This window comes from Spirosoma spitsbergense DSM 19989 (genome assembly GCF_000374085.1).
Lineage (GTDB): Bacteria > Bacteroidota > Bacteroidia > Cytophagales > Spirosomataceae > Spirosoma > Spirosoma spitsbergense.
Window position 1 is genome coordinate 12,819 of the sequence record NZ_KB893595.1, and the last position, 20,568, is coordinate 33,386.

At 48.2% G+C, this 20,568-nt stretch carries 20 protein-coding genes, 1 tRNA gene and 1 pseudogene; 10 read left to right on the forward strand and 12 right to left on the reverse strand.

Annotation, left to right across the window (positions count from 1 at the left end):
• Positions 1-219: 219 nt before the first annotated feature.
• Together B157_RS0129610 and B157_RS0129615 are read left to right on the forward strand one after the other, a co-directional pair.
• On the forward strand, positions 220-1,341 hold the full coding sequence (locus B157_RS0129610) for a lactonase family protein (RefSeq protein WP_020606931.1): 1,122 nt from the start codon (positions 220-222) through the stop codon (positions 1,339-1,341).
• A gap of 39 nt (positions 1,342-1,380) precedes the next feature.
• Positions 1,381-1,977, forward strand: coding sequence for a 3-keto-disaccharide hydrolase (locus B157_RS0129615; RefSeq protein WP_020606932.1), 597 nt, complete (start codon positions 1,381-1,383; stop codon positions 1,975-1,977).
• A 52-nt stretch (positions 1,978-2,029) separates the two neighbouring features.
• Here B157_RS0129615 and B157_RS0129620 read toward each other — a convergent pair whose 3' ends face one another.
• On the reverse strand, positions 2,030-3,133 hold the full coding sequence (locus B157_RS0129620; protein WP_020606933.1) for an SMP-30/gluconolactonase/LRE family protein: 1,104 nt from the start codon (positions 3,131-3,133) through the stop codon (positions 2,030-2,032).
• Between the two features lie 85 nt (positions 3,134-3,218).
• Here B157_RS0129620 and B157_RS0129625 point away from each other — a divergent pair, with 85 nt between their 5' ends.
• Positions 3,219-4,043: a 3-keto-disaccharide hydrolase gene (locus tag B157_RS0129625; protein ID WP_020606934.1), complete on the forward strand. Its 825-nt coding sequence runs from the start codon at positions 3,219-3,221 to the stop codon at positions 4,041-4,043.
• A 34-nt stretch (positions 4,044-4,077) separates the two neighbouring features.
• Here B157_RS0129625 and B157_RS0129630 read toward each other — a convergent pair whose 3' ends face one another.
• Together B157_RS0129630 and B157_RS0129635 are read right to left on the reverse strand one after the other, a co-directional pair.
• On the reverse strand, positions 4,078-5,115 hold the full coding sequence (locus tag B157_RS0129630) for a DUF4249 domain-containing protein (protein ID WP_026309058.1): 1,038 nt from the start codon (positions 5,113-5,115) through the stop codon (positions 4,078-4,080).
• 1 nt (position 5,116) lies between these two features.
• Positions 5,117-7,426, reverse strand: a complete 2,310-nt coding sequence (locus tag B157_RS0129635) for a TonB-dependent receptor (protein ID WP_245565334.1) — start codon at positions 7,424-7,426, stop codon at positions 5,117-5,119.
• A 248-nt stretch (positions 7,427-7,674) separates the two neighbouring features.
• Here B157_RS0129635 and B157_RS0129640 point away from each other — a divergent pair.
• From B157_RS0129640 to B157_RS38640, 5 genes are all read left to right on the forward strand, one after another.
• Positions 7,675-7,748 (forward strand) — tRNA-Asp (locus B157_RS0129640).
• 115 nt (positions 7,749-7,863) lie between these two features.
• Positions 7,864-8,079, forward strand: a complete 216-nt coding sequence (locus B157_RS0129645) for a hypothetical protein (protein WP_020606937.1) — start codon at positions 7,864-7,866, stop codon at positions 8,077-8,079.
• A gap of 207 nt (positions 8,080-8,286) precedes the next feature.
• Positions 8,287-9,279, forward strand: coding sequence for an IS110 family RNA-guided transposase (locus B157_RS0129650; protein ID WP_020606938.1), 993 nt, complete (start codon positions 8,287-8,289; stop codon positions 9,277-9,279).
• 77 nt (positions 9,280-9,356) lie between these two features.
• Complete coding sequence (locus tag B157_RS0129655; RefSeq protein WP_020606939.1) at positions 9,357-9,623, forward strand: hypothetical protein; 267 nt, start codon at positions 9,357-9,359, stop codon at positions 9,621-9,623.
• A gap of 266 nt (positions 9,624-9,889) precedes the next feature.
• On the forward strand, positions 9,890-10,054 hold the full coding sequence (locus tag B157_RS38640; protein ID WP_157618628.1) for a hypothetical protein: 165 nt from the start codon (positions 9,890-9,892) through the stop codon (positions 10,052-10,054).
• 115 nt (positions 10,055-10,169) lie between these two features.
• Here the strand turns inward: B157_RS38640 and B157_RS0129665 are convergent, their stop codons facing one another.
• The 8 genes from B157_RS0129665 to B157_RS0129700 form a co-directional block, all read right to left on the reverse strand.
• Positions 10,170-10,745 (reverse strand): GNAT family N-acetyltransferase, encoded by a 576-nt coding sequence (locus B157_RS0129665; RefSeq protein WP_020606941.1) that lies wholly within the window; start codon positions 10,743-10,745, stop codon positions 10,170-10,172.
• Between the two features lie 5 nt (positions 10,746-10,750).
• On the reverse strand, positions 10,751-11,851 hold the full coding sequence (locus B157_RS0129670) for a mandelate racemase/muconate lactonizing enzyme family protein (RefSeq protein ID WP_020606942.1): 1,101 nt from the start codon (positions 11,849-11,851) through the stop codon (positions 10,751-10,753).
• An 81-nt stretch (positions 11,852-11,932) separates the two neighbouring features.
• The gene (gene trxA, locus B157_RS0129675) at positions 11,933-12,646 is read right to left on the reverse strand and encodes a thioredoxin (RefSeq protein ID WP_020606943.1); all 714 of its coding nucleotides are present in this window, start codon (positions 12,644-12,646) and stop codon (positions 11,933-11,935) included.
• A gap of 7 nt (positions 12,647-12,653) precedes the next feature.
• Positions 12,654-13,790, reverse strand: a complete 1,137-nt coding sequence (locus B157_RS0129680) for an amidohydrolase family protein (RefSeq protein ID WP_026309059.1) — start codon at positions 13,788-13,790, stop codon at positions 12,654-12,656.
• A 125-nt stretch (positions 13,791-13,915) separates the two neighbouring features.
• Entirely contained in the window at positions 13,916-14,392 is a 477-nt protein-coding gene (ispF, locus tag B157_RS0129685) for a 2-C-methyl-D-erythritol 2,4-cyclodiphosphate synthase (protein WP_020606945.1), read from the reverse strand.
• Positions 14,389-14,757, reverse strand: a complete 369-nt coding sequence (locus B157_RS36225; protein ID WP_169521803.1) for a HEPN domain-containing protein — start codon at positions 14,755-14,757, stop codon at positions 14,389-14,391. Before B157_RS36225 ends, ispF begins: the two co-directional genes overlap by 4 nt.
• A 17-nt stretch (positions 14,758-14,774) precedes the next feature.
• The gene (locus B157_RS0129695) at positions 14,775-15,131 is read right to left on the reverse strand and encodes a nucleotidyltransferase domain-containing protein (protein WP_020606947.1); all 357 of its coding nucleotides are present in this window, start codon (positions 15,129-15,131) and stop codon (positions 14,775-14,777) included.
• Positions 15,132-15,228: 97 nt separating this feature from the next.
• Positions 15,229-16,467, reverse strand: a complete 1,239-nt coding sequence (locus B157_RS0129700) for a M16 family metallopeptidase (protein ID WP_020606948.1) — start codon at positions 16,465-16,467, stop codon at positions 15,229-15,231.
• A 100-nt stretch (positions 16,468-16,567) separates the two neighbouring features.
• Between B157_RS0129700 and B157_RS0129705 the strand changes: the two genes are divergently transcribed.
• Complete coding sequence (locus B157_RS0129705) at positions 16,568-17,680, forward strand: tetratricopeptide repeat protein (RefSeq protein WP_020606949.1); 1,113 nt, start codon at positions 16,568-16,570, stop codon at positions 17,678-17,680.
• Between the two features lie 21 nt (positions 17,681-17,701).
• Here the strand turns inward: B157_RS0129705 and B157_RS0129710 are convergent, their stop codons facing one another.
• A complete protein-coding gene (locus B157_RS0129710; RefSeq protein WP_041952331.1) occupies positions 17,702-18,766 on the reverse strand; it encodes a phosphatidylinositol-specific phospholipase C1-like protein in 1,065 nt (354 codons plus the stop codon).
• Between the two features lie 275 nt (positions 18,767-19,041).
• Here B157_RS0129710 and B157_RS36230 point away from each other — a divergent pair.
• Positions 19,042-20,349 (forward strand): annotated as a pseudogene (locus B157_RS36230) (SusC/RagA family TonB-linked outer membrane protein); the annotation flags it as partial.
• Between the last annotated feature and the right edge of the window lie 219 nt (positions 20,350-20,568).

A 20,568-nucleotide genomic window follows, 5' to 3' on the forward strand; every position in this document is an offset into this window, starting at 1 on the left:
GATATGTGCTACAAAACGTACTGAATCGTACCGCAAAATTAAAGGATTCTGGCAAACTGTTTTGCTATCATCATTCATATATAACGGTTATGATAGCGTTATTTCTTTATTTTTCTGAAAAAACTTTGAGGTTCTGCGAATTTCCGGGATAGAAAAAGTGACATTTGCTCATTAGTTTATACCTGTTTTTACCTTATTAAGTCAACTCACCCGCGTTTTATGAATAAAGTAATAGCTATTCTTTTATTGAACGTAAGCCTAAGTGCCCTGGCTCAGCCCGCCAAAGAAATTATGTATGTCGGTACCTATTCAGTCCGGGGCAGCGAAGGGATATACGTATTCGAGTTTGACCGGAAAGCGGGCACTATGCATCAAATACAGTCCGTTTCAAATACAAAAAGTCCGTCATTCCTGGCAGTTCATCCATCGGGTAATTATTTGTATTCCGTCAACGAGGGAGCTGACAAAACGGGCGGAGTGAGTTCCTATGCCATTGATCGGAAAACAGGGAAACTAACCTACTTAAATAGTCAATCATCAATGGGGGCAGGCCCCTGTCATATAAGTGTGGATCATACTGGTAAAACCGCCTTCGTCTCTAACTATGGGGGCGGTAGCCTAACGGTATTGCCCATTAAAACTGACGGTACACTAAGTGCGGCAACGGACACTGTACAGGATGCAGGCAGTGGCCCGAACGCACAACGGCAGGAAAAGCCGCACGTTCACTCGGCTACGCTGGCACCCGATAACCGGTTCGTTTATGTAGCAGACCTGGGTCTAGACCGGCTCAATATCTTTGCCGTTGATCCTAAGGCAAGCACGGTAAAACCGGCGGCTGTGCCCTATACTACTGTAAAACCCGGTTCGGGGCCACGCCATTTTACCTTTCATCCAACTGGTAAATATGCCTATCTGGTAGAGGAAATAACATCAGCAGTGGCCGTGTTTTCACGTGATGCCAAAACAGGGGCACTAACCTTGATAGAGGATAATGTAAAAACCTTACCTGCCGATTTTAACGGCCAGAATACGAGTGCCGATATTCATATCGACCCGTCAGGTAAGTTTCTCTATCAATCAAATCGGGGATATAATGCGCTGGCTATTTTTTCTATTGGGAACGACGGGAAATTAACCAAAGTAGGCGACCAGCCGACAGAAGGGAAAACACCCCGTAATTTCCTGATCGACCCCAAGGGTGAATTTATATTTGTGGCTAACCAGGAATCTGATACGATCACCATTTTTAAACGTGATCAGAAAACGGGAAAACTAACCTATACCGGTCAATCCGTAAAAGTACCCGCTGCTGTTTGCGTCATTATGCCAAACCTGTAATCTTTAACTAATCCCGATACCTCTAAATACGCACAGTTAATGAAATACTGCATTGCTTTTTGTCTTATAATCGGCGTGTTTGCCTTCGTTGCCCCCACAAAAACCATTAATCTGTTTAATGGTAAGAACCTGAAGGGGTGGAAAATATACGGTACTGAAAAATGGTACGTCGAAAACGGCGAACTCATCTGCGAGAGTGGTCTAGATAAAAAGTACGGTTACTTAGCAACCGAAAAATTCTACAAGAACTTCGACCTGACCCTGGACTTCAAGGAGGAGGCTAATGGGAATAGTGGTGTATTTTTCCGCTCTACCATTGAAGGTACCAAGGTCAGCGGCTGGCAGGTGGAAGTGGCCCCGCCCAACCATGACACAGGTGGTGTTTACGAATCGTATGGACGGGGTTGGCTGGTACAGATTCCCGACGAAAAAGAAACTATTTTAAAACCTGACGATTGGAATACACTCCGAATCAGAGTAGAAGGAGATCATGTACAAACGTACCTCAACGGCACTGAAATGGTAGATATGCATGATGAGAAGATTGGTCAGGCTGATGGCTCCATTGCTCTGCAAATTCATGATGGGGGCGGCATTAAAGTGCGGTGGCGAAATTTTAAACTACAGCCACTCTAAAAAAAACGGGGCGAATCGCAGTGATTCGTCCCGTTTTTTTTAGAGTGAGTCCTTATTTTGCCAAATCGAGATAAGACATGGTATGAACCATATCCGCCTTGGTATTAACGAATTTCTTTTCGGGGTTATCATAATTGGTTATGTATAGCCGATTGCCTTTCAATAACACTTCGGCTGGTTGGTCAATTCGCCCGTCTTTACCATCCGTATCACCATTCTGGACTATCGTACTGACTTTACCGTCAGGAGTTACCGTCATAATGGCGTTCATCCGTGAATTGCAGAGATAAATCATATCCGTTTTGCGGTCAATAATCAGCCCATCAATACATAGTATTTTTTTGCTGATGTAAACTGCTTCTTTTGATGCCAGCTTTCCATCGGGTGTGAGGGCTAGTTTATAAAGTGTTCCATCGCCAAAAGAGCCCGTGTAAAAATTCCCCTTACTGTCGTAATCTAGTCCATCGGCCCCATTATCGACACCCGTCTCATTTACCTCCGTCGTAAACGTGGCTAAAACGTGTGGGTCCATTGTTTTCGGTTTTAGTACGATTGGACCTTTGTTTAGTTCATCGAGCGTGAAGTGGAAAACCGCACTGCCTTTATCGTTATCCGGCATATCCCACTGGCTATCTGTAACGTAAATCGTATCCCCTTTCCAGACGACAGCATTAGACAAACCAAATCCGGTCACTACTGGCTCTATACCAGCCGCCCTGCCATTTTGCATCTTAATCCGCATAAGCCGCGACTTGTAATTCTTGTCGTTCTCGTACTGATTGTCGGCGTAATACAAATTACCGTCAGGCCCGAACGCTAAATCCATCGGGCAGGCGTGTTTCGTATCGGGATGCGCGGGTAAGCTGGTGAAAAACTGAACCGAATCGGGAGCAAATTTCACGATTACACCAGGATAGCTGTTATCCGCCAAATTCGGTACCGACAGGTAAACCGACCCATCGGGGGCTAAAGCCAGTCCATCGGGTGTGTTGTACTTATCGACTAACGTATACAGCAGTTTAGGATCGCCAATAGTGGATACGGACTCCTGGGCGCTGTCTAAATTACCGGTATCGACCCCTTTGGCATTTTCTTTTTTCTGGCATCCTGCTACCAGGCCTACCCCAAGTAGAATGGGCACAATAAATTGTTTCATGAGTGTACGTTGAGTGTATTATTTATTTAGTCGTAACTGAGTGTTCTTTTTTTTGTTGTAAAGGCTTCGGCCAAAGTCCTTCTTTATGAAATCTTCACTTTTTATAGCCTGTATTTGGTTGTTTTTCAGCTTCTCGGTTTCCGGGCAGTCAACCAGGCCAGTCGGTTGGCAATCACTTTTCAACGGAAAAGATTTAACGGGATGGGAGACCTATCTTGATCGGCCTTTCGCCAAAGATGATCAACAGAAGGAAGCGCCACTAGGGTTGAATAACGATCCTAATCGCGTTTTTTCAGTTGTCCAGGTGGATGGAGGGCCAGCCCTGCGTGTATCGGGTGAAACGTTCGGGGGTATTAATACTCTGGCTGATTTTGAAAACTATCACCTCCGGTTCGAGTTCAAATGGGGTACAAAAAAATGGCCACCCAAGCTTGACCGCCCCCGCGATAGTGGCTTGCTTTATCACAGTGTCGGCCCACACGGAACTCCTATGCTCTGGATGGAGTCTTTTGAGTTTCAGATTCAGGAAGGCGACACGGGTGACTATTGGGGTGTCATGAACGTGCTGGCCGATATTACTGCACAGAAAAATGAAAAGGGGAATTATGTGTATCGCCCTGATGCCACACCCGTAACCTTTCAGGATAAAACACCAACTGGACGGTGGTGCATCAAAAATCCAGACCCTGAAAAACCATCGGGCCAATGGAACACCCTTGACCTCTACTGTCTGGGTGGTACCTGTGTCCATATGCTCAACGGTAAGGTCAACATGAAGGTAACTAACACCCGTCACCTGATCGATGGAAAAGCCGTACCCCTCACCAAAGGGAAAATCCAGATTCAGTCAGAAGGAGCTGAGGTATTCTATCGAAACATTCAGGTTGAGAAAATCAAAGCTTTGCCGTAAACTAGCCCTAACTCCCGCTACGTACTACCATGTACTACCATCCTTCAGGCTCAGTCACAGCAGTAGAATAGCCATATGTATTCCGGCAGTCGCCGGGCGGGAGAATCTGACTGCTAATAAATCCAACCAGAGCCTGATAGAAAACAATATTTGGTAGATTTTGCTGCCGAAGCCGCTTTCGCATAACGGAGGTAACGGCAAAGTAGCCCCGTGCCGCATCGGTTGGATCACTGGCATTGACAACATTTCCGATAACGGGCGCAGGTAATGGATCAAAGATGCTTCCTGTTCGGGCATTCTGCTGTTGATACAGTTTCCAGAACTGGTAATTCGACTGGGTAATGCTGTACTGCTGTATTTCTACCAGTTGAGGGCCGACTGCGTAAACGGGTACCTGCAAAACCTCCCGTCCGCGAAGCGGATTTCCGTTAATAGCTTCATCACTATATACATTGACTGCATCAGTAGCAACCAAGGTCCAGCAACGATAATTACATAGATTGGGGCTTCCCAAACTACAGGGCACTCCAACAGATAATCGGGTGGTGTAGCCGTACCCTGTCCAGCGATAATAGTTTTTTTCGGAAGCAGGGTCAGAGGTGTTGGCAGAATAAACAAAAGCATAGGGTTTAGACAGATTACCTGTTTTAATCAACTTCGGGGAAATGCTGTCGATAGGCGGGACGGCAGGCATCCGTTCGGGCTTTGTTATATATCGTTTTCCATTGGTCAATGCAATGGACAAACTATAGGTACGTCCAATCTGCCCCCGGAAAGTAGTATCCATTGTGCGATACATGCCCTGCCCAACCGATAAGAAATTCACCGAACGACCCTGATCATCGGCTAGTATTACCTGTGCCTGCTGTACGTATTGATCGTTGATATTCTGGCCATTCTCACCACCATATTTTCCGGTATACGTCAGTCGAATCGTATAAGGAGGTGCTTCGTTGGTTAGCTGTCCCTCTACAACCAAACGCGGCACTTCAGTGCGAATGGGTAGATCCACCTGATCGATGCAGGCAATTACCGATGCTGTAACAATCACTATAATGATGACCCTGTGCATATCAGAAGTAGAAATTATAGGCAATAGAGGGAATCAGGGTGCCAAATACAGATAGCCTATATGATTCTGTCCGCTGATTGTAGCGCGTGAAATAAATAGAGTAGGGGTTTTTATGGGCGTAGAGATTGTAAATTCCCAGCGTCCAGATTCCGTACCGTTTTTGGGCTTTGTTGTAGCGAGTATCTTTCGAGAAAGCTATATCCAAACGATGGTAGTCTGGAATACGGTCTGCGTTACGCCGGGAGTAATCCTGGACAGGTTCATCATTATACGTATATTGTCCATCAGGATAGGTAGCAGGCACGCCGGTATAGTAAACAAAATTGGTGGAAAACGTCCAGTTGTGCGAAAGGGCCAGCCGAACCTGAGCATTTAGCGTATTAGGTCGATCTATATAGGATGGGTAGTAGGCTCCTCCATTGATACGCAATTCATCGAAGGGAGTCTGTACGGCAATTAGTGAGCGGGCATAGGTGTAATTAAACTGACCCGTCAGTCGCCCTTTATTCTTACTGATACCAAACTCCACTCCGTAAGCCCGGCCCGCAGCAGGTACCAGGGCGGTTTCGAGCATTTGATTCAGAATCAGATTTGCCCCGTACCTGTATTCAATCTGATTTTGTAAACGTTTATAATAGCCTTCTACGCTTAACTCGTACATATTATCCCGAAGGTTTTGGAATAAACCCACCGAAACCTGATCGGCAATTTGGGGAGGGATATAGCGATCACTTATCTTCCAGAAGTCAAGAGGAGTAATGGAGGTCGTATTGGAGATGAGATTGAGGTACTGACGGGTCCGGCCCGCACTTGCCTTCAAAGCTGTATTTTTTGCCAGTTGTACGCGCAACGCCAGCCTGGGTTCCAGTCCACCATACGTCTGCGCCGTTTGACCTTTTCCATAGCGTATTGAATCAATTACAGTTTCCGGTGAGGTGGGTTCGTTTTCAGCATACCGGTACACCGTTTTTGGCCCCAGCGAAACAAATGCCGAATACCGGAGTCCAGCCTGTAAACTGATTTTAGGCGTTAGTTCCCATTCCGTATTAAGGTAAGCACCTAATTCCCGGCCCCGTTCGGGGTTGATTTGTTTAGCGTTTATACTGGAATTGTCGCCCGTCGGCTGCACATTTCCAGTTTGGGTGTCATACCGAATGGCATTGACTCCCATCTGAACTTTATGCTTTTGGTTGAGGGTATAAAATATATCTATTTTCCCTTCACGCTGTTCGATGTATGATCTAAAGCGAAATGTCAGCCCTGGTGTTACACCATCAACATTCAAATGATAGCCGCTGTATAGCGCTGTTAAATTCAACTGTAAGTTAGACCGGATCAGAAAACTCCAGTGACTTGTTAACACATCAGTTTTCCAGCCGTAGAGCGTATCCCCCGGAAACCGAAAATTATCCTGGCTTCGGTAGCCCGACAGAGAAATTGTGTTTCGTTCATCGGGAGTGTAAGTCAATTTCAGGCTACCATCGTAAAAAAACGCCCGACTGTTTTTTACACTTGCGGTTGGAAATAATTGTAACAGGTAGTTAGGAAAGGCAATCCGCCCGGCGGCTAGCAGGGTCAGTTTTTTATGTACTGGCCCGTCTACTAATACCCGCGCACTCACAGGACTAAGCCCGCCCGATACCCGCCATCCTTCTTTATTACCATTTCGGCTGCTCATTAGTAATAGTGAAGAAACCCGACCCCCGTATTGCGCCGAAAAAGCTCCTTTGTTCAGGCTCACATCCTGCACTAAGTCAGGGTTGACGTTGGTATAAAAACCAAGTAGGTGCGATGTGTTAAACAGCGGTGCTCCATCGAGTAGTACCAAATTTTGGTCGGCCCGACCTCCCCGAACGTTAAATCCACCAGCTCCTTCACCCGCCGTCGTTACGCCCGCCTGTAAGGAAAGGGCTTTCAGAATATCTGGTTCGCCTAATATCACCGGCATCCGTTTCAGTTCAGGCATACTCAGTTGAATTTCCCCCATCTGAACCGCTTTGATATTTTTATCCTCGCGGGTAGCCCTTACGTCCACCTCATCAAGATCGGTTGATCGGGGTTGCAGTAAATATTCAACCCGTTTGTTAAAGTCAAGCGTAATCGTTTCGCGTCCCCGAATATATCCTACAGCCGAAACATACAGCGTTAATACTCCGGGAGGATGACTAATTGAAATAACCCCGGCGCTGTCGGCCCGTGCCCCGGATTTCGTTTCGGCAATAAATAAACTGGCACCAGAAACCGGCTTTTTCGTTACACCGTCGCGCACAACAACGCTTAGCCGAAGTCGTTGCTGGGCGCGCGCAGGCAAAAAGCAGGTAAAAAGACAAGCAAGAAAAAAAAAGCGCAGTCTCATAACTTGTGCACTAAAATGATGCAGGTAGACTTGCAAAGTACGAAAATGCGGGCAAGGTGATACATTTGTTTAACGGCTCAATTGCTAAAACTATGCCCATTTAACGTGACATACAGATTTTTTTTGTCACCTGCTTGCAAAGAAGAATGCGAAACCATACTTTTGTGCCACGATTAAGGAAACGGCAACGTTACCCGAAAGATGGTTCGGTAGTTCAGTTGGTTAGAATACCTGCCTGTCACGCAGGGGGTCGCGGGTTCGAGCCCCGTCCGGACCGCTAATCTCGTCAAAAACCGCTTAAACGCTCTGTTTAAGCGGTTTTTTCGTTTCAACACACCTTTAAATCGCCCAAATAAGCCTTTTGCTCCTGTCCATTTCAACCAGGCTTCAACATGAAATACAGTTATAAGCTGCGGCAGAATAAGCAGCGTATTCGACCCGGTGGCACGGCCGCTATCTTTTATCAAATTATTATCAATGGAAAAAAGACGACCGTTCCTCTCGATCTGTACTGGCCAGCCGGAAAATTTGATGACGAACGGTCCGATATTGTCCCCCGACAGCCTTTAGATTTGGGCCGTTGTACGATTCTAAGATTAGTCGTGTAACTTGAACCTACTCACAGACCGTGAGTGACCAACCCCGGCAGGGATACCTTAACGCGTCGGCCAGGTAAAACCTATGGACCGATTCAAGACCCTGCCGGGATAATTTAGACACTGACTTCAAATAGAAATGCGGGTTCGCGGCCCATTAGTAAGGTATTGAAGGTGTCTAAACGTTGGCCTACTTATTTACTTTTACCCGGTAAAGTTATGCAATTCAACTACTTCATTGGTATTGACTTCTCAAAGGCTACCCTCGATTTTGCGGTTGCCAAAGCCAACCAGATTCTTTTTCATCAGCAGGTGAGTAATGACAAAAAAGGCATTACCAAGTTCCTCAAAGCATTACGTCAGCAAACTGAAGCCTCTATTGACCAGTGTTTATTCTGTCTGGAGCATACGGGAATTTATAATAACCCTTTATTAAAAGCACTTCACCAACTCTCGGCTAACATATGGGTCGAGCGAGCTGTCCACATTCAGGAGAGCATGGGCTTGACACGAGGTAAAACGGATCAAGTCGATGCCAAACGTATTGCGCTGTTCGCTTACAAAAACCGCGATGAGGCTCGCTTGTGGGCACCACCACGTACCGTAATCGCCCAATTGGATCGATTGACCGCCCAACGAGCTCGCTTGGTCAAAGTCATCAAACAGTTGCAGACGCCCTTGACCGACTCCAAAGGCTTCGTTGACAAAGCGGAACAACAGACCTGTGCAGCCTCTTTAAAAGCTCTAAAGACCGATCTAAAATCAGCCGATAAAGCAATTTTTGAACTGACCCAAGCTGATCCTGAACTCAAGCGGCTTTTTGAGCGTGTCACCTCCATCATCGGTATCAGCCAGACGACAGCGGCTGAAATTATCGTCACCACTAATGAATTCAAATCTATCACGGATCCCAAAAAGTTTGCCTGTTACGCCGGAGTTGTTCCCTTTGAGCGTAGTTCGGGCCAGCGAAAGGGTAAGCCCCAAGTCAGCCACATGGCCAATAAAAAAGTAAAATCGTTGCTCCACCTGGGCGCCATGTCGGCCATCCAGCATTGCACTCAACTCAAAGCCTATTACCAGCGAAAAGTTAAAGAAGGCAAGAACAAAATGCTCGTCCTTAATAACGTCCGTAACAAGTTAGTACTGCGTATTTTTGCCTGTGTTCGGGAAGACCGAAATTATGACAAAAAATATACGCCCACGCTTGTTTAGATCATAGAAATCGGTCCGATAAGACACACGAAGATTATAGTCGACTCATTGAACGGAAGGGTAACGAAATCAATGAAGTGTTTATCTGGGCGCAGCTCGCCAAAGTAGAACTGACGGTGGCTACCTTCCACCGCGAACTGGCTAACCAATTCTCCCAGCACGATTTCCTTTCCTTCTGGGAGCGTCAGGTAGACGAGAACTTCGTAAAGGGGAAAATCAGTAAGGTTACCCGGATCTCCCAACGATCATCACTGGCCACGCTGCGGATATATAAGCCACAGCTGGCATTCAATGAAATTAACCTGGCATTCCTAGAGGATTATATAGGGCAATTGCACGAATAATATTTCTAGGAAATCATGGTACTATACCGTTTTATGGCGATTTAACTAGTGTTGAAAACGACCTGATTTGACATGAAAACAATCAATTCTTTACGTGCGAATCACTTTCGATAGCTAACTACCACTTTCATGCAATCGCCCTAGAGGATTATAAGCCTAGCTGTTTCGGCAATACCGTTTGGAAAAAACTCAAGGATTTTCGTACCCATGCCAACCAGGCTATCAAAGCGGGGTACTTCTTCGAATACCCGTTCAAGAACTTCCGGATGCCGACAACGACCACCTGGCTTGACTATCTGAATGAAGAAGAGTTCCTGACCCTGAAACGCCATTTCTATTCCGACGATCTGGACCCAGGCCACGAAACTACGCTCCGGGCATTCCTGTTTGCCTGCTATACCGGACCGCCAAAAAAGCAAACAATCCTCTAATTCACAGCGAGCTAGAGGATTGTTTGCTTTATAGACCTTTAATTGCCTTCCCTATTGGTCAACTGAAAAACGGAAGTCGTTTCAAAGGCGTTGTCATTATCCTACTATAGGCACACTAGGGCGCAAAAATCTTTTCTTTCCAGTCCCACAGAATAATAACCCAGGTTTCCCCAATAGTTGGGTCATGGAACTCATGAATTGGCTCAAACCCTACCCGCTTGTGTGCTCGTAATGAGCGGGTATTATTAGCCGAAATATCGGTAATCAGTAATTGGAAACGGGGGGAATACAACTCGTGATGGTGCTGAAACATCCGGTCGAATACCTGTTGCCCCCGGTAGCCTTCAGCGACACAAACCTGCCCCATCACGTACCAGGGGTAGTCATGAATCGGTCTTCCCTGATAAGTCAGTGAGTTAATCAGGGCGAATAGGGGTAGCAGTTCAGGCACATCGGCTCCAAACTCAGGAAGCATGGTCAACGCATAACCGACAACGGTATCACCATCTTTGGCAATAACACTTGGAGCCGCCTGGTTCATTCGGCTCAACACCTGAGGGTTATGCTCTACCGTTACAAACCCCTGCCCGACCTGAATGTGAGCCGGTACATTTTTACGGAGATTAGCCTGTTGTAACGTAAGAATACCGATTATGTCGGTTTCGGATTGAACGGTGGTAATGGTAAGCATAACGTTCAGGCAACGGTTTTCACTGGCAGATTTTTCAAAAAGGCTGAATCTATTTCCGCCCCAATACCAGGTGTTTCGGGTAGTTCGATGTGGTAGCCATTGTATAGGATACCGCCGTGAACAGGGTCGTCAGCGTGTTCGAAACAAGCATCTAAATCACAGAAACGTACATTCTGACGAGCAGCTGCGAAATGGGCATTAGCCGTTAACCCTAATCGCGACTCCGACATGCAGCCAATCATGCAGGGAATACCCGCCGATTCGGCAATGGCATTGATGTTGAGGGCCTCAAAAATACCCCCGCTCTTGGACAGTTTGATGTTGAAATAATCGACTGCTTCTGCACGCACGAGCCGGAGGGCATCGACAGTATCGAACAGGCTCTCGTCAGCCATGATTGGTATGGGCGAGTGCTGACGCAAGTGTCGCAAACCGTCCGTGTCATGGCGTTTAATGGGCTGTTCGCAATACTGGACGTTGTAATCGGCAAGGGCTCGCAATACAGCCGATGCCGTTACAACATCCCACCCCTGATTAGCATCAGTGCGGATGGGTATTTCGTGGCCAATAGCATCTCGAATCATTTTTACGCGGGTAATATCATCCCGGACGTTTGTTCCCAGTTTTACCTTGATGGCTTCTGCACCCTTCGCCTGAATCCGCAGGGCATCATCGGCCATGCGTTCGGGAGGGTTGATATAAATCGTTTCGTCGGTAATGAGGGTACGTTTGGTTCCGCCCAGGAACTGGTAGAGGGGCATTCGGGCGGCTTTGGCGGCAATATCATACAGGGCCATGTCAAAGGCCGAGCGTGTTGTAGGATGTCCGGGTAGGTAACGGATAAGCGTATGCAGGCATTGCTCTATGGCCAGTGGGTTTTTTCCAATAAGTAGCCTGGACATATCCTCGGCTGCGGCCAGGCCCGACGCCTGGGTTTCGCCCACAATCATCCAGAATGGAGACCCTTCGCCCCAGCCCGTAATATGTTCATCCGTTTGAATCTCGACCAGTATGTTACGGGCATGTTCGATGCTACCCAGCGAGATGGCAATAGGAGCCTTGAGCGGAATGTCGTAGCGGTAAAGTTTGATGGAAGTGATTTTCATGGTTCAGGCACAACGAAACAATAAATACCAGCACAAGAGATAGTAGCAGGAAGCGCACGCTTCCTGCACCAGCATAGGCACTTATTTTTGAACCAGATTCTCGTCAAGCAGGCTTGTTAGCGTCTCCTGGGTTTGAAAACCAATAAACCGGTTTGCTACGCTGCCCTTCTTTATAAAAAGTAACGTCGGGATTTCGTCGACCTGATATGCCTGCATCAGCTCTTTACTGGCATCAGCATCAACTTTTACGATGGTTACTTTACCCGCGTACTTTGTTTCCAACTGCGCCATAATAGGCAGCATTTTCTGGCAGGGAGCACACCAGGACGCATAAAAATCGACCAGTACCAGTTGGTTTGCAGCTAGCATCTTTGTCAGCTCATTTGGCGTCAGGGCTGTAGCCTTAACCGACGATTTTGCGGGTACGCCTTCAACCGGTTTCTGTTGCCCCGTCCATTTCAGATAGCCGCCCTGCAGTTCGTAGACCTGAGAAAATCCATCTTTTCGTAGAATATCAGCCGCCTGCGCTGACCGTCCACCCGACAGGCAGTACACAAACACTGGCTGGTTTTTGTCTAGGCGAGTCAGGCTATCGCGGAAAGCAGCATTCCGATAATCAATATTTTTGGCGTTGGGTAGATGCCCCCCACCAAACTCGCCCGGTGTCCTGACATCAAGCAGTTGAGGGATAGGCGTTTGCCGGAGTTGCTGGTCAAATGCGTCGGCTGGTAGTACCTGTGCCGATACTGCTGACAACCAGAAGAATAGGGCAAGGGATAAAATGGCTGTTTTCATGATTGAATCAGTTTGGGAACTGGCTTTTATCCAGTCCTGGAATAATGCGCAGGGCATTTTTATAGTACACTTTTTTCAGCACCTCATCGGGTAAACCCATACCATACATCCGCCAGAACGCGTGATATTTTTTGTGGTAAGGAAAATACTCGTCATCGGTTTCCAGTACGCGAAAGTAAGTCGTGTATTCGGAAGGAACCCAACTGTCTTTACCAAATAAAATCCGGTCCTGGTATTTCTCAAAAAACTTCCGACTGGCCCTCGGCTGCCGACCCAGTTCGGCAATGACCGCCCCAATCTCAACGTTCATATTCGGGAAAACCTGCATCAGACTGTCAAGCTTGCTGAGGTCGTTTGGATACCAGCCCATGTGGGCAGCAATAAACGTAGTTTTCGGATGCTTTCGAAATACGTTGTGCTGCTCGGCAATGAGCTTATCCCAGGGAACGGGATCGGTAGGAGACCGCTTGCGGCCACCGTGCAGTTTTAGTTCGAGCCAGCGTTCGTTGTAGCGGTCCATTGGGTCCCAGAAGGGCTTGGGGTCAGCCGTGTGAATCAGAACAGGTATGCCCAGTTCACCACACTTTGCCCAGATAGGGTCAAGGCGCGGGTCATCCACCTGAACGCGATTGCCCTTGTCATCTTTAACGCTGAAGCCCAGGCTCTTGTATATTTTTAGCCCTTTAGCTCCTTTCTTTACATCGTCTTCAAGCGTTTTTACGGCCTCTGCTGTCCAGCCTTTATCATTCACATTAGAGAAATTGATATTCGTAAACAGGGCCAGCCGCTTCGGGTCAGTCTTCTGGATATTAGTCAGCGCATTATCGAAAAAAACTGTTGCATCACCGGTATTGCTACTAAATCCGCGGCCGCTCAGGTTAATCATCAGCCCCATGTTCATGGCGTCCATATCGGTGAGGAGCTTGCTTAAATCGCCTTTATCCATCTGATATTGGTGGTTATGCACATCGATGAATGGATATTTGGACCGCGTCAGTTTATGCTCCGGTACCTTCAGCGTAGACACGGGGTCGTACTCCTCGAAGCCCAAAGGCATGTCGGTGGGTTTGTTAGCGGGTGCCGATTGGCCGCAGGCTATCAAGCCTGGTAGTATCAAGACGAAAGCGTAAATCAGATGCTTCACAGGCAGTTTTTTGTTATGCTGACCGGTACGCCGGCGCGGGAGGAAGCATCTTCCCTAACAGCAGTTTAGTTATACACAGCACTGGGCACTCAACGAAGATGCTTCCTTCGTCAGCATAATAAAAATTAACGGTAAATAAGGGCCACGCAGTGCGCGGCAATTCCTTCGCCCCGACCTACAAAACCGATGTGCTCGGAGGTGGTGGCTTTGATAGAAATATCGTCCTCCGGAATGTTCATCACACCCGCCAGACAGGTTTTCATGGCCGGAATGTGCGGGTTGAGTTTCGGCTCCTGCAATACCACAGTCACATCTACATTCGATATGTCGTAACCAGCTTCCCGTACCATACGGAGCACTTCGGCCAGCAGAACTTTACTATCGACACCTTTCCAGCGTGGGTCTTTGTCCGAAAAATGGTAGCCAATGTTTCGCATATTGGCCGCTCCTAGCAGCGCATCGCATAATACGTGGCAGACTACATCCGCATCGGAATGACCCACCGGACCAAATTCGCATGGAATCTGGATGCCCCCCAGCCAGAAGGGGCGGCCGACTTCGAGCCGGTGAACATCATAGCCTTGCCCTACTCGAATTTTCATAAATCAAAACCGTTTTGGCGGAGGTAAGCTTCCGTTTGGAGCAGAAATTCGGTATCTGTTTCGATAGAACTCAACGCATCGGCTTCCGGTATATAGTCATCCGGTTCGTAATCACCTGTTTGACGTAATAGAAACAATTCATTGATTACGGATGAGTCCTGTTTCGTGAAAGGACCATTTTTAACAAAGTGTAAACTGAACAGACTACGTACTGAACTATGCGATTGGGTAGTTATTTCCTTCGACATCAACAACGCACGCACAGCGTCGAAATAGGCATAATACGCCTTGCCGCAGGCTCCCCGGTAAAATTTGTTTTCGTACAGTAGTTTTGCCTGAGCCAGACAATCCTCTGCTAATAGCATGTAGCTGCCTGCTGTACTCATAGAGCAATCCCCTCCCGGCGAACGTTCTGGTAAAAAGGCAGTTGTGAAAACCTGTATTTCTGCATTGGTACGGGTTTGACAGCAATGAATAAGTCGTAGTTTGTACTCAGTTCACCAATATGACTACCCATAAAACGAATCTCACCCCCATGCTTTACTACCTCATCCCGCAACACCACCAGATAATTAACATCCGACTCGGCGTGGAAATCACCCCGGGCGTACGAACCATATAGAATCACCTGGTCCAGCCGCTCCCCGTAGAGCTCGGTTAGAGCCTGCTTTACTTCCTGCGACAGCCTTTGTAGCTGATTGGCTGTGAGGGGTTTGGGATCGTATGTAATTGTTTCCATCAGTACGCCTGTCAATAGTGTCATTTTTAGTCATTGCCATAGCCAAAACGATAAATGGCTAAAAATGACAACCAATGCCAATCAATGACAACAAAAGTTAATTCTCCCGTCGATAATATAACGTCGAGCAATTGTCTTTGCGGAGTATCTGCCGGGCCATCGTCTGCACATCATCCGCCGTTACGGCCTGAATAAATTCCGCTTCCTTATTTACCAGCTCCGGATCGCCCGCATTGGCCGCAAAGGCAAGGTTCATGGCCCGGTTCAATAATTCCACTTCAGAAAAGGCCAGCGTGGCTTCGGCCTGGTTTTTTACTTTGGCCAATTCCTCTTCTGGCACAGGCTGGTCGATGAACTCCTGTACGAGGGCTTCCACGGCCTCATCGGCTTCTTCGAGCGATACACCTTCATTGAGTTTGCCCTGCACAACCAGCAGCCCCGGCTCAACGGAGGCCGTAATATAGGCATTGATGCTACTAAATAAAGGATTGTCCCGCAGCAGCCGCTGATATAATCGGGATGATTTACTCCGGCCCAGAATGTCTCCCAACAGGTCGGCAGCCGGGAAACCAGCATCGAAACGGCCCGGCATATGATACGCTTTGTACAACCCGTTCAGTGGAACATTGGCCGACATTTCCAGTTTTCGAGCCTCGGTTTGTACCGGTTCCAGCGGAAGTTGGCGCACATACGCGTCGCCCGCTGGTATAGGAGCAAACCATTTGGCACACAACTGTTTCACCTGCTCGATCGTTACGTTCCCCGCAACCACCAGAATGGCATTATTTGGCAGGTAGTACTTGAAAAAGAACGACTTCACATCATCGAGCGTAGCTTCCTCAATGTGACTGATATCTTTTCCAATAGTTGCCCAGCGGTATGGATGCTGCTGGTAGGCCAATGGGCGAAGTTTGAGCCAAATGTCTCCGTAAGGCTGGTTCAGATAACGCTGTTTGAATTCCTCAATCACCACTTTCTGTTGCACATCAAGCACCTGCGGGTCGAAGGAGAGACTAAGCATCCGGTCCGATTCGAGCCAGAAAGCCGTTTCCAGATTGGCCGCCGGGAGGGTGATGTAATAATTAGTGATATCGGAACTGGTAAAAGCGTTATTCTCGCCCCCTACTTTCTGCAAAGGTTCGTCGTAGTTCGGAATATTTTTCGAGCCGCCAAACATCAGGTGTTCGAACAAATGGGCAAAACCCGTTTGAGTAGGGTCTTCGTCGCGGGAGCCAACATTATATAGGATATTAACGGCGGTAATGGGTGTAGAAGCGTCCTCATGAACAAACACCTGTAGGCCATTATCTAAAACAAATTTCTCGTAATGAATCATGAATATACCTTTTGCGTAAAGCTCTCGTTAGATAATACGCCATGAACAAAAGTACAGTTTCGGCGGTATAGAATCAAACGATGAAACCTGGTCATATACTTTGTTCATTCTGAAACATATCTTCCTGGCTTTACTTGGGCTTGTGTTGCCACTGCTTGCTCCGGCGCAGGTAATGAATGACCCGGCTTCGCAGAAACTGGTTCTAGCCACCCTCGACCATATCTATAACCTGGAATTTTCGGAAGCCGATGGCCTGATTAAACAACTTCAGGTTCGCTATCCACAGCATCCGGTTGGCCCGGTTCTGCGGGCCACGCAGATTGAGTTACAGAACCTCCCCCTGTCGGACAATAAAGCCGCTACGGGGCAATTCGCGCAGGCCGTTGAACAGGGAATGCAACTGGCCAGGCGCATGCTCGACAAAAATGAGAACGACCCGGAAGCGGTATTTTTTATGCTGACCTGCCACAGTTATCTGGCTTCGCTGTATAATAATCAGGGGGAGTCGTTAAAAGCAGTTGGGGAATCGAAAAAGGCGTATGATTTTATAAGGAATGGCTTTAAGCTGGTCGATAAAAACACTGATTTTTACTTTACCACCGGGCTTTACAACTACTACGTCGAACGCTACCCCGTTGACCACCCGATTGTGAAGCCAATCATGTTCTTTTTCGCGGATGGCAACATGGCTAAGGGACTACAACAGATGGACGTAGCCGCCCAGCGAGGCTTATTTATGCGAACGGTGGCCAACTACTACCTCGCTCATATTATGCTCAAGTACGAGAGTAACTCTGCGAAAGCGATTGGCTACGCAAAGTACCTGAGCGATAAATTCCCGGCCAATCCGCTCTTTGCTATGAATTATACGGAAGCATTGTTGCTCTCGGGGCACTACAATGAGGCTCGCCCTCACGTGCAGCGGCTCAAACAGATGCCTGGTAAACTGGTGCCGCTAGCGGTTAGTACGTTCTCCGGACTGCTGGCGGAGATGGCCGATAAGAAAGATAAGGAAGCTGCCGAATTTTACGAAGCCGCCCTCCGACTACCCGTCAATGTACCTTATACAAAGGAATATCAGGCTTTCGCCTACGCCGGTCTGGCGCGCATTGCTTCCCGGGCCAACGACCGGAAGAAAGCCGATATGTATTACAAGAAAGTACTCTCGATTGCTCAGTACAAATCGCTAATCCGCGAAGCGAAGGACTATTAGCCCCTCTTCTGCAACCAGCAGTTATTGCTGCACGGGGTCGACCCGAACGTAGCCCTTATCGCTGAAATGAATAATGTAATCTGATTTGAAGTGGGTGCTGGGGCGGTAATAGTCCGTCGTTATAATCTGCGCCCCCGACCGTTGGGCCGCTTCGAAACTCCGGTAATCGTTCTGGCGGGCCTCTCTCGTGTCGGCATCGGCGCGGGTACGGACCAGATATCCCTTTTTCACTAGTTCGGTTATCCTGACTTCGTCTTTCCGTGGGTCGTTCATAATCAGAAAGGCAGCTTCGGGCGTTCCCGGCTCCGAGTTGGTGAACAAAGTCCGGCCTTTCAAAGACGGATGACCGTTGATGTAAGCTGCCCTTTTGGTACCCGTCTCGTCCAGTACGAAAAGGAATTTACCCCGTGCATTTTTTGCCATCGGCCAGTTCCCCGCTAACACGGCCGCTTCGAGCGTTTTGCTTTTTCCCCGCACATCGTCGGGAGTGAGTAGTTTGTTGCGCCCCAAGCCCTGTACCACCGCACTATCTAACCGGTTCAGCACGGCGGCTGTGAACGATTCAGGAATAACAAAACCGGGTCGTTTGATGGTATCGTCTTTGGCGTTCATGGTCACGTAGACCGGGTAGTGGTCCGGGTGCGCATCCGACCAGCGTTTGAGTTCGGCCAGACACCCGGCAAACGTGGGGCAGTTGCTGCGGAAGTCAATATCCTGAATGTGCAGTACCTTGAAACCCGGGGTATTCATCTCACCGCCAGGGTCGTAAGGTGGTTGCCCTTTTGCCAATTTCATTCCCAGCGGCTGAGCATATTTCCCCCCCTTTTCATCAGCATACACATCAATTTCCAGCCCCCGCAAACCCAAATCCAGTTGTTCGCTCAGGCTGGTGTGGCTGTATTCAATGCCTTTGAATCGGACGGAGTCAGTGCGTGAGAGCATCGAAAAAAGAGCGGGATCTATAGCTTGTTTATAGCTATTGTGTGAGCCGATAACCTGAATCTGATTGATTCTTTTTGTATTGAAATCGGGTGGAGTAGTTAGGGTTGATATCCCTAGAAAGAGCAGAGAGAAGAGTGTTTTCATGATCGGAAAGGTATAGCCCTACAAGGTTTTGAAGGTTAAGATATGATTAAGTTTTTAAGACCAAAAGTAGTGCTTTTCAATCGTCATGATAACGGAATCGTAATCTGATAATTGGGTAGGCTAGGGGTATGTGCCGGTAATTTTGCGCCTTCAACTAATCAACAAAACGTATGAAGGTTAATTACCTTTCTCTTTTACGACCAGGTGCGCTGATGCTGGTGGCCTGCCTGTTGCTGGCGACGGCTTCACTACCGCTACAGGCTGCAGCCCCGGATATGCGCAGCGGAAAGCCATCGGCCGACATTACCGTCAGTGGTCGCGTGACGGATGCCGTCACAAACGAAGCACTCGCCGGCTGTACGGTCGTGCTGAAAGGAACCCAGCGCGGTACAACTACGGATGCCAACGGAACCTATAAACTATCCGTGCCCAACGAAAATGCTACGCTGGTTTTTGGCTTCATCGGTTTCAACTCACAGGAAGTTGCGGTTGGCAATAGAAGTACAATCAACGTAGCCCTAAGCGCATCCGCTTCCGACCTGGCCCAGGTAGTAGTGGTAGGTTACGGCAGCACCGCCAAAAGAGACGTTACCGGTGCCGTAACGTCCATCAAAAGCACAGAGTTTAACCGGGGTATCATCAACTCGCCGGAGCAACTTATTCAGGGAAAAGTGGCCGGGGTCAATGTGACTTCCGCCAGTGGCGAACCGGGTAGTCAGCAGCGGATTACGGTGCGCGGCCCGGGCGGTGTTAGGACTGGTAGTACGCCATTATTCGTACTCGACGGCCTGGCCCTGGACAATTCCAGTACGGGTGGTGCGACCAATCCGCTCACGTTCCTGAATCCGCAGGACATCGAAAGCATCGACGTGCTAAAAGATGCCTCGGCAACGGCTATTTACGGTTCTCGTGGGGCTAACGGCGTGATTCTGATTACCACCAAAAAAGGAAAAGCAGGAGCCACTACCCTGAATCTGTCGGCAAGTATGGCTATCTCGAACATAAGCCGGCCACTGGCCTTGTTTTCTGCCGATGAGTACCGGAAGCAGGTGGTGGCAGTGGGTGGTGTATTAGATGACCTGGGCGGTAACACCGACTGGCAGAAAGAGATTTCGCGGACGGCCTACACAAAAAACTATAACCTGTCGTTCGGTGGTGGCTCAGAAAAAACGACTTATTATGGTTCGGTGGGCGTTCAGAATCAGGAAGGTATACTCAAGAATAGTAACCTCAACCGTTACACGGGCCGTATCAACGTATCGCAGAAACTGCTCGATGACCGGATTACACTGGATGTCAATCTAAACGCTGCTTATACCGCCAATCAACGCCCACCCATCGACAATTCGTCGGGTGGGAGCGCTCCGGGTAGCCCGGGTAGTTTGGTGGGCGGGGCTATCTCCGCCAATCCGACGTATCCGGCTTACGATACAGATGGCAATCCGTACAAATACCAGGGTGGGACAAATCCGCTCATCACACTGGCACTACAGAAAGACATAACGACTACCAACCGGATTATTGCCAACGTTAGTCCTTCGTTCAAAATCACGAAAGATTTAGTGTACAAGCTAAGTACAGGACAAAAGTAGGGAGTAGCTGATGTTGAGGTAGTTTTGTGTCGCTAAACGTAAACCCCTCCAACTACTCCCTATGCAAAGTAACGAAGATGCTGTCTACGATGCCATCAAAGATCATTTTCAATGTGATAAACGGCGTATCCGCTTTATGGCCCTGCTGATCATTGCCCTCTTGAAACTGGCTGACTCCTCATTGGCTCAATGGAGTCTGGCTATCAACCA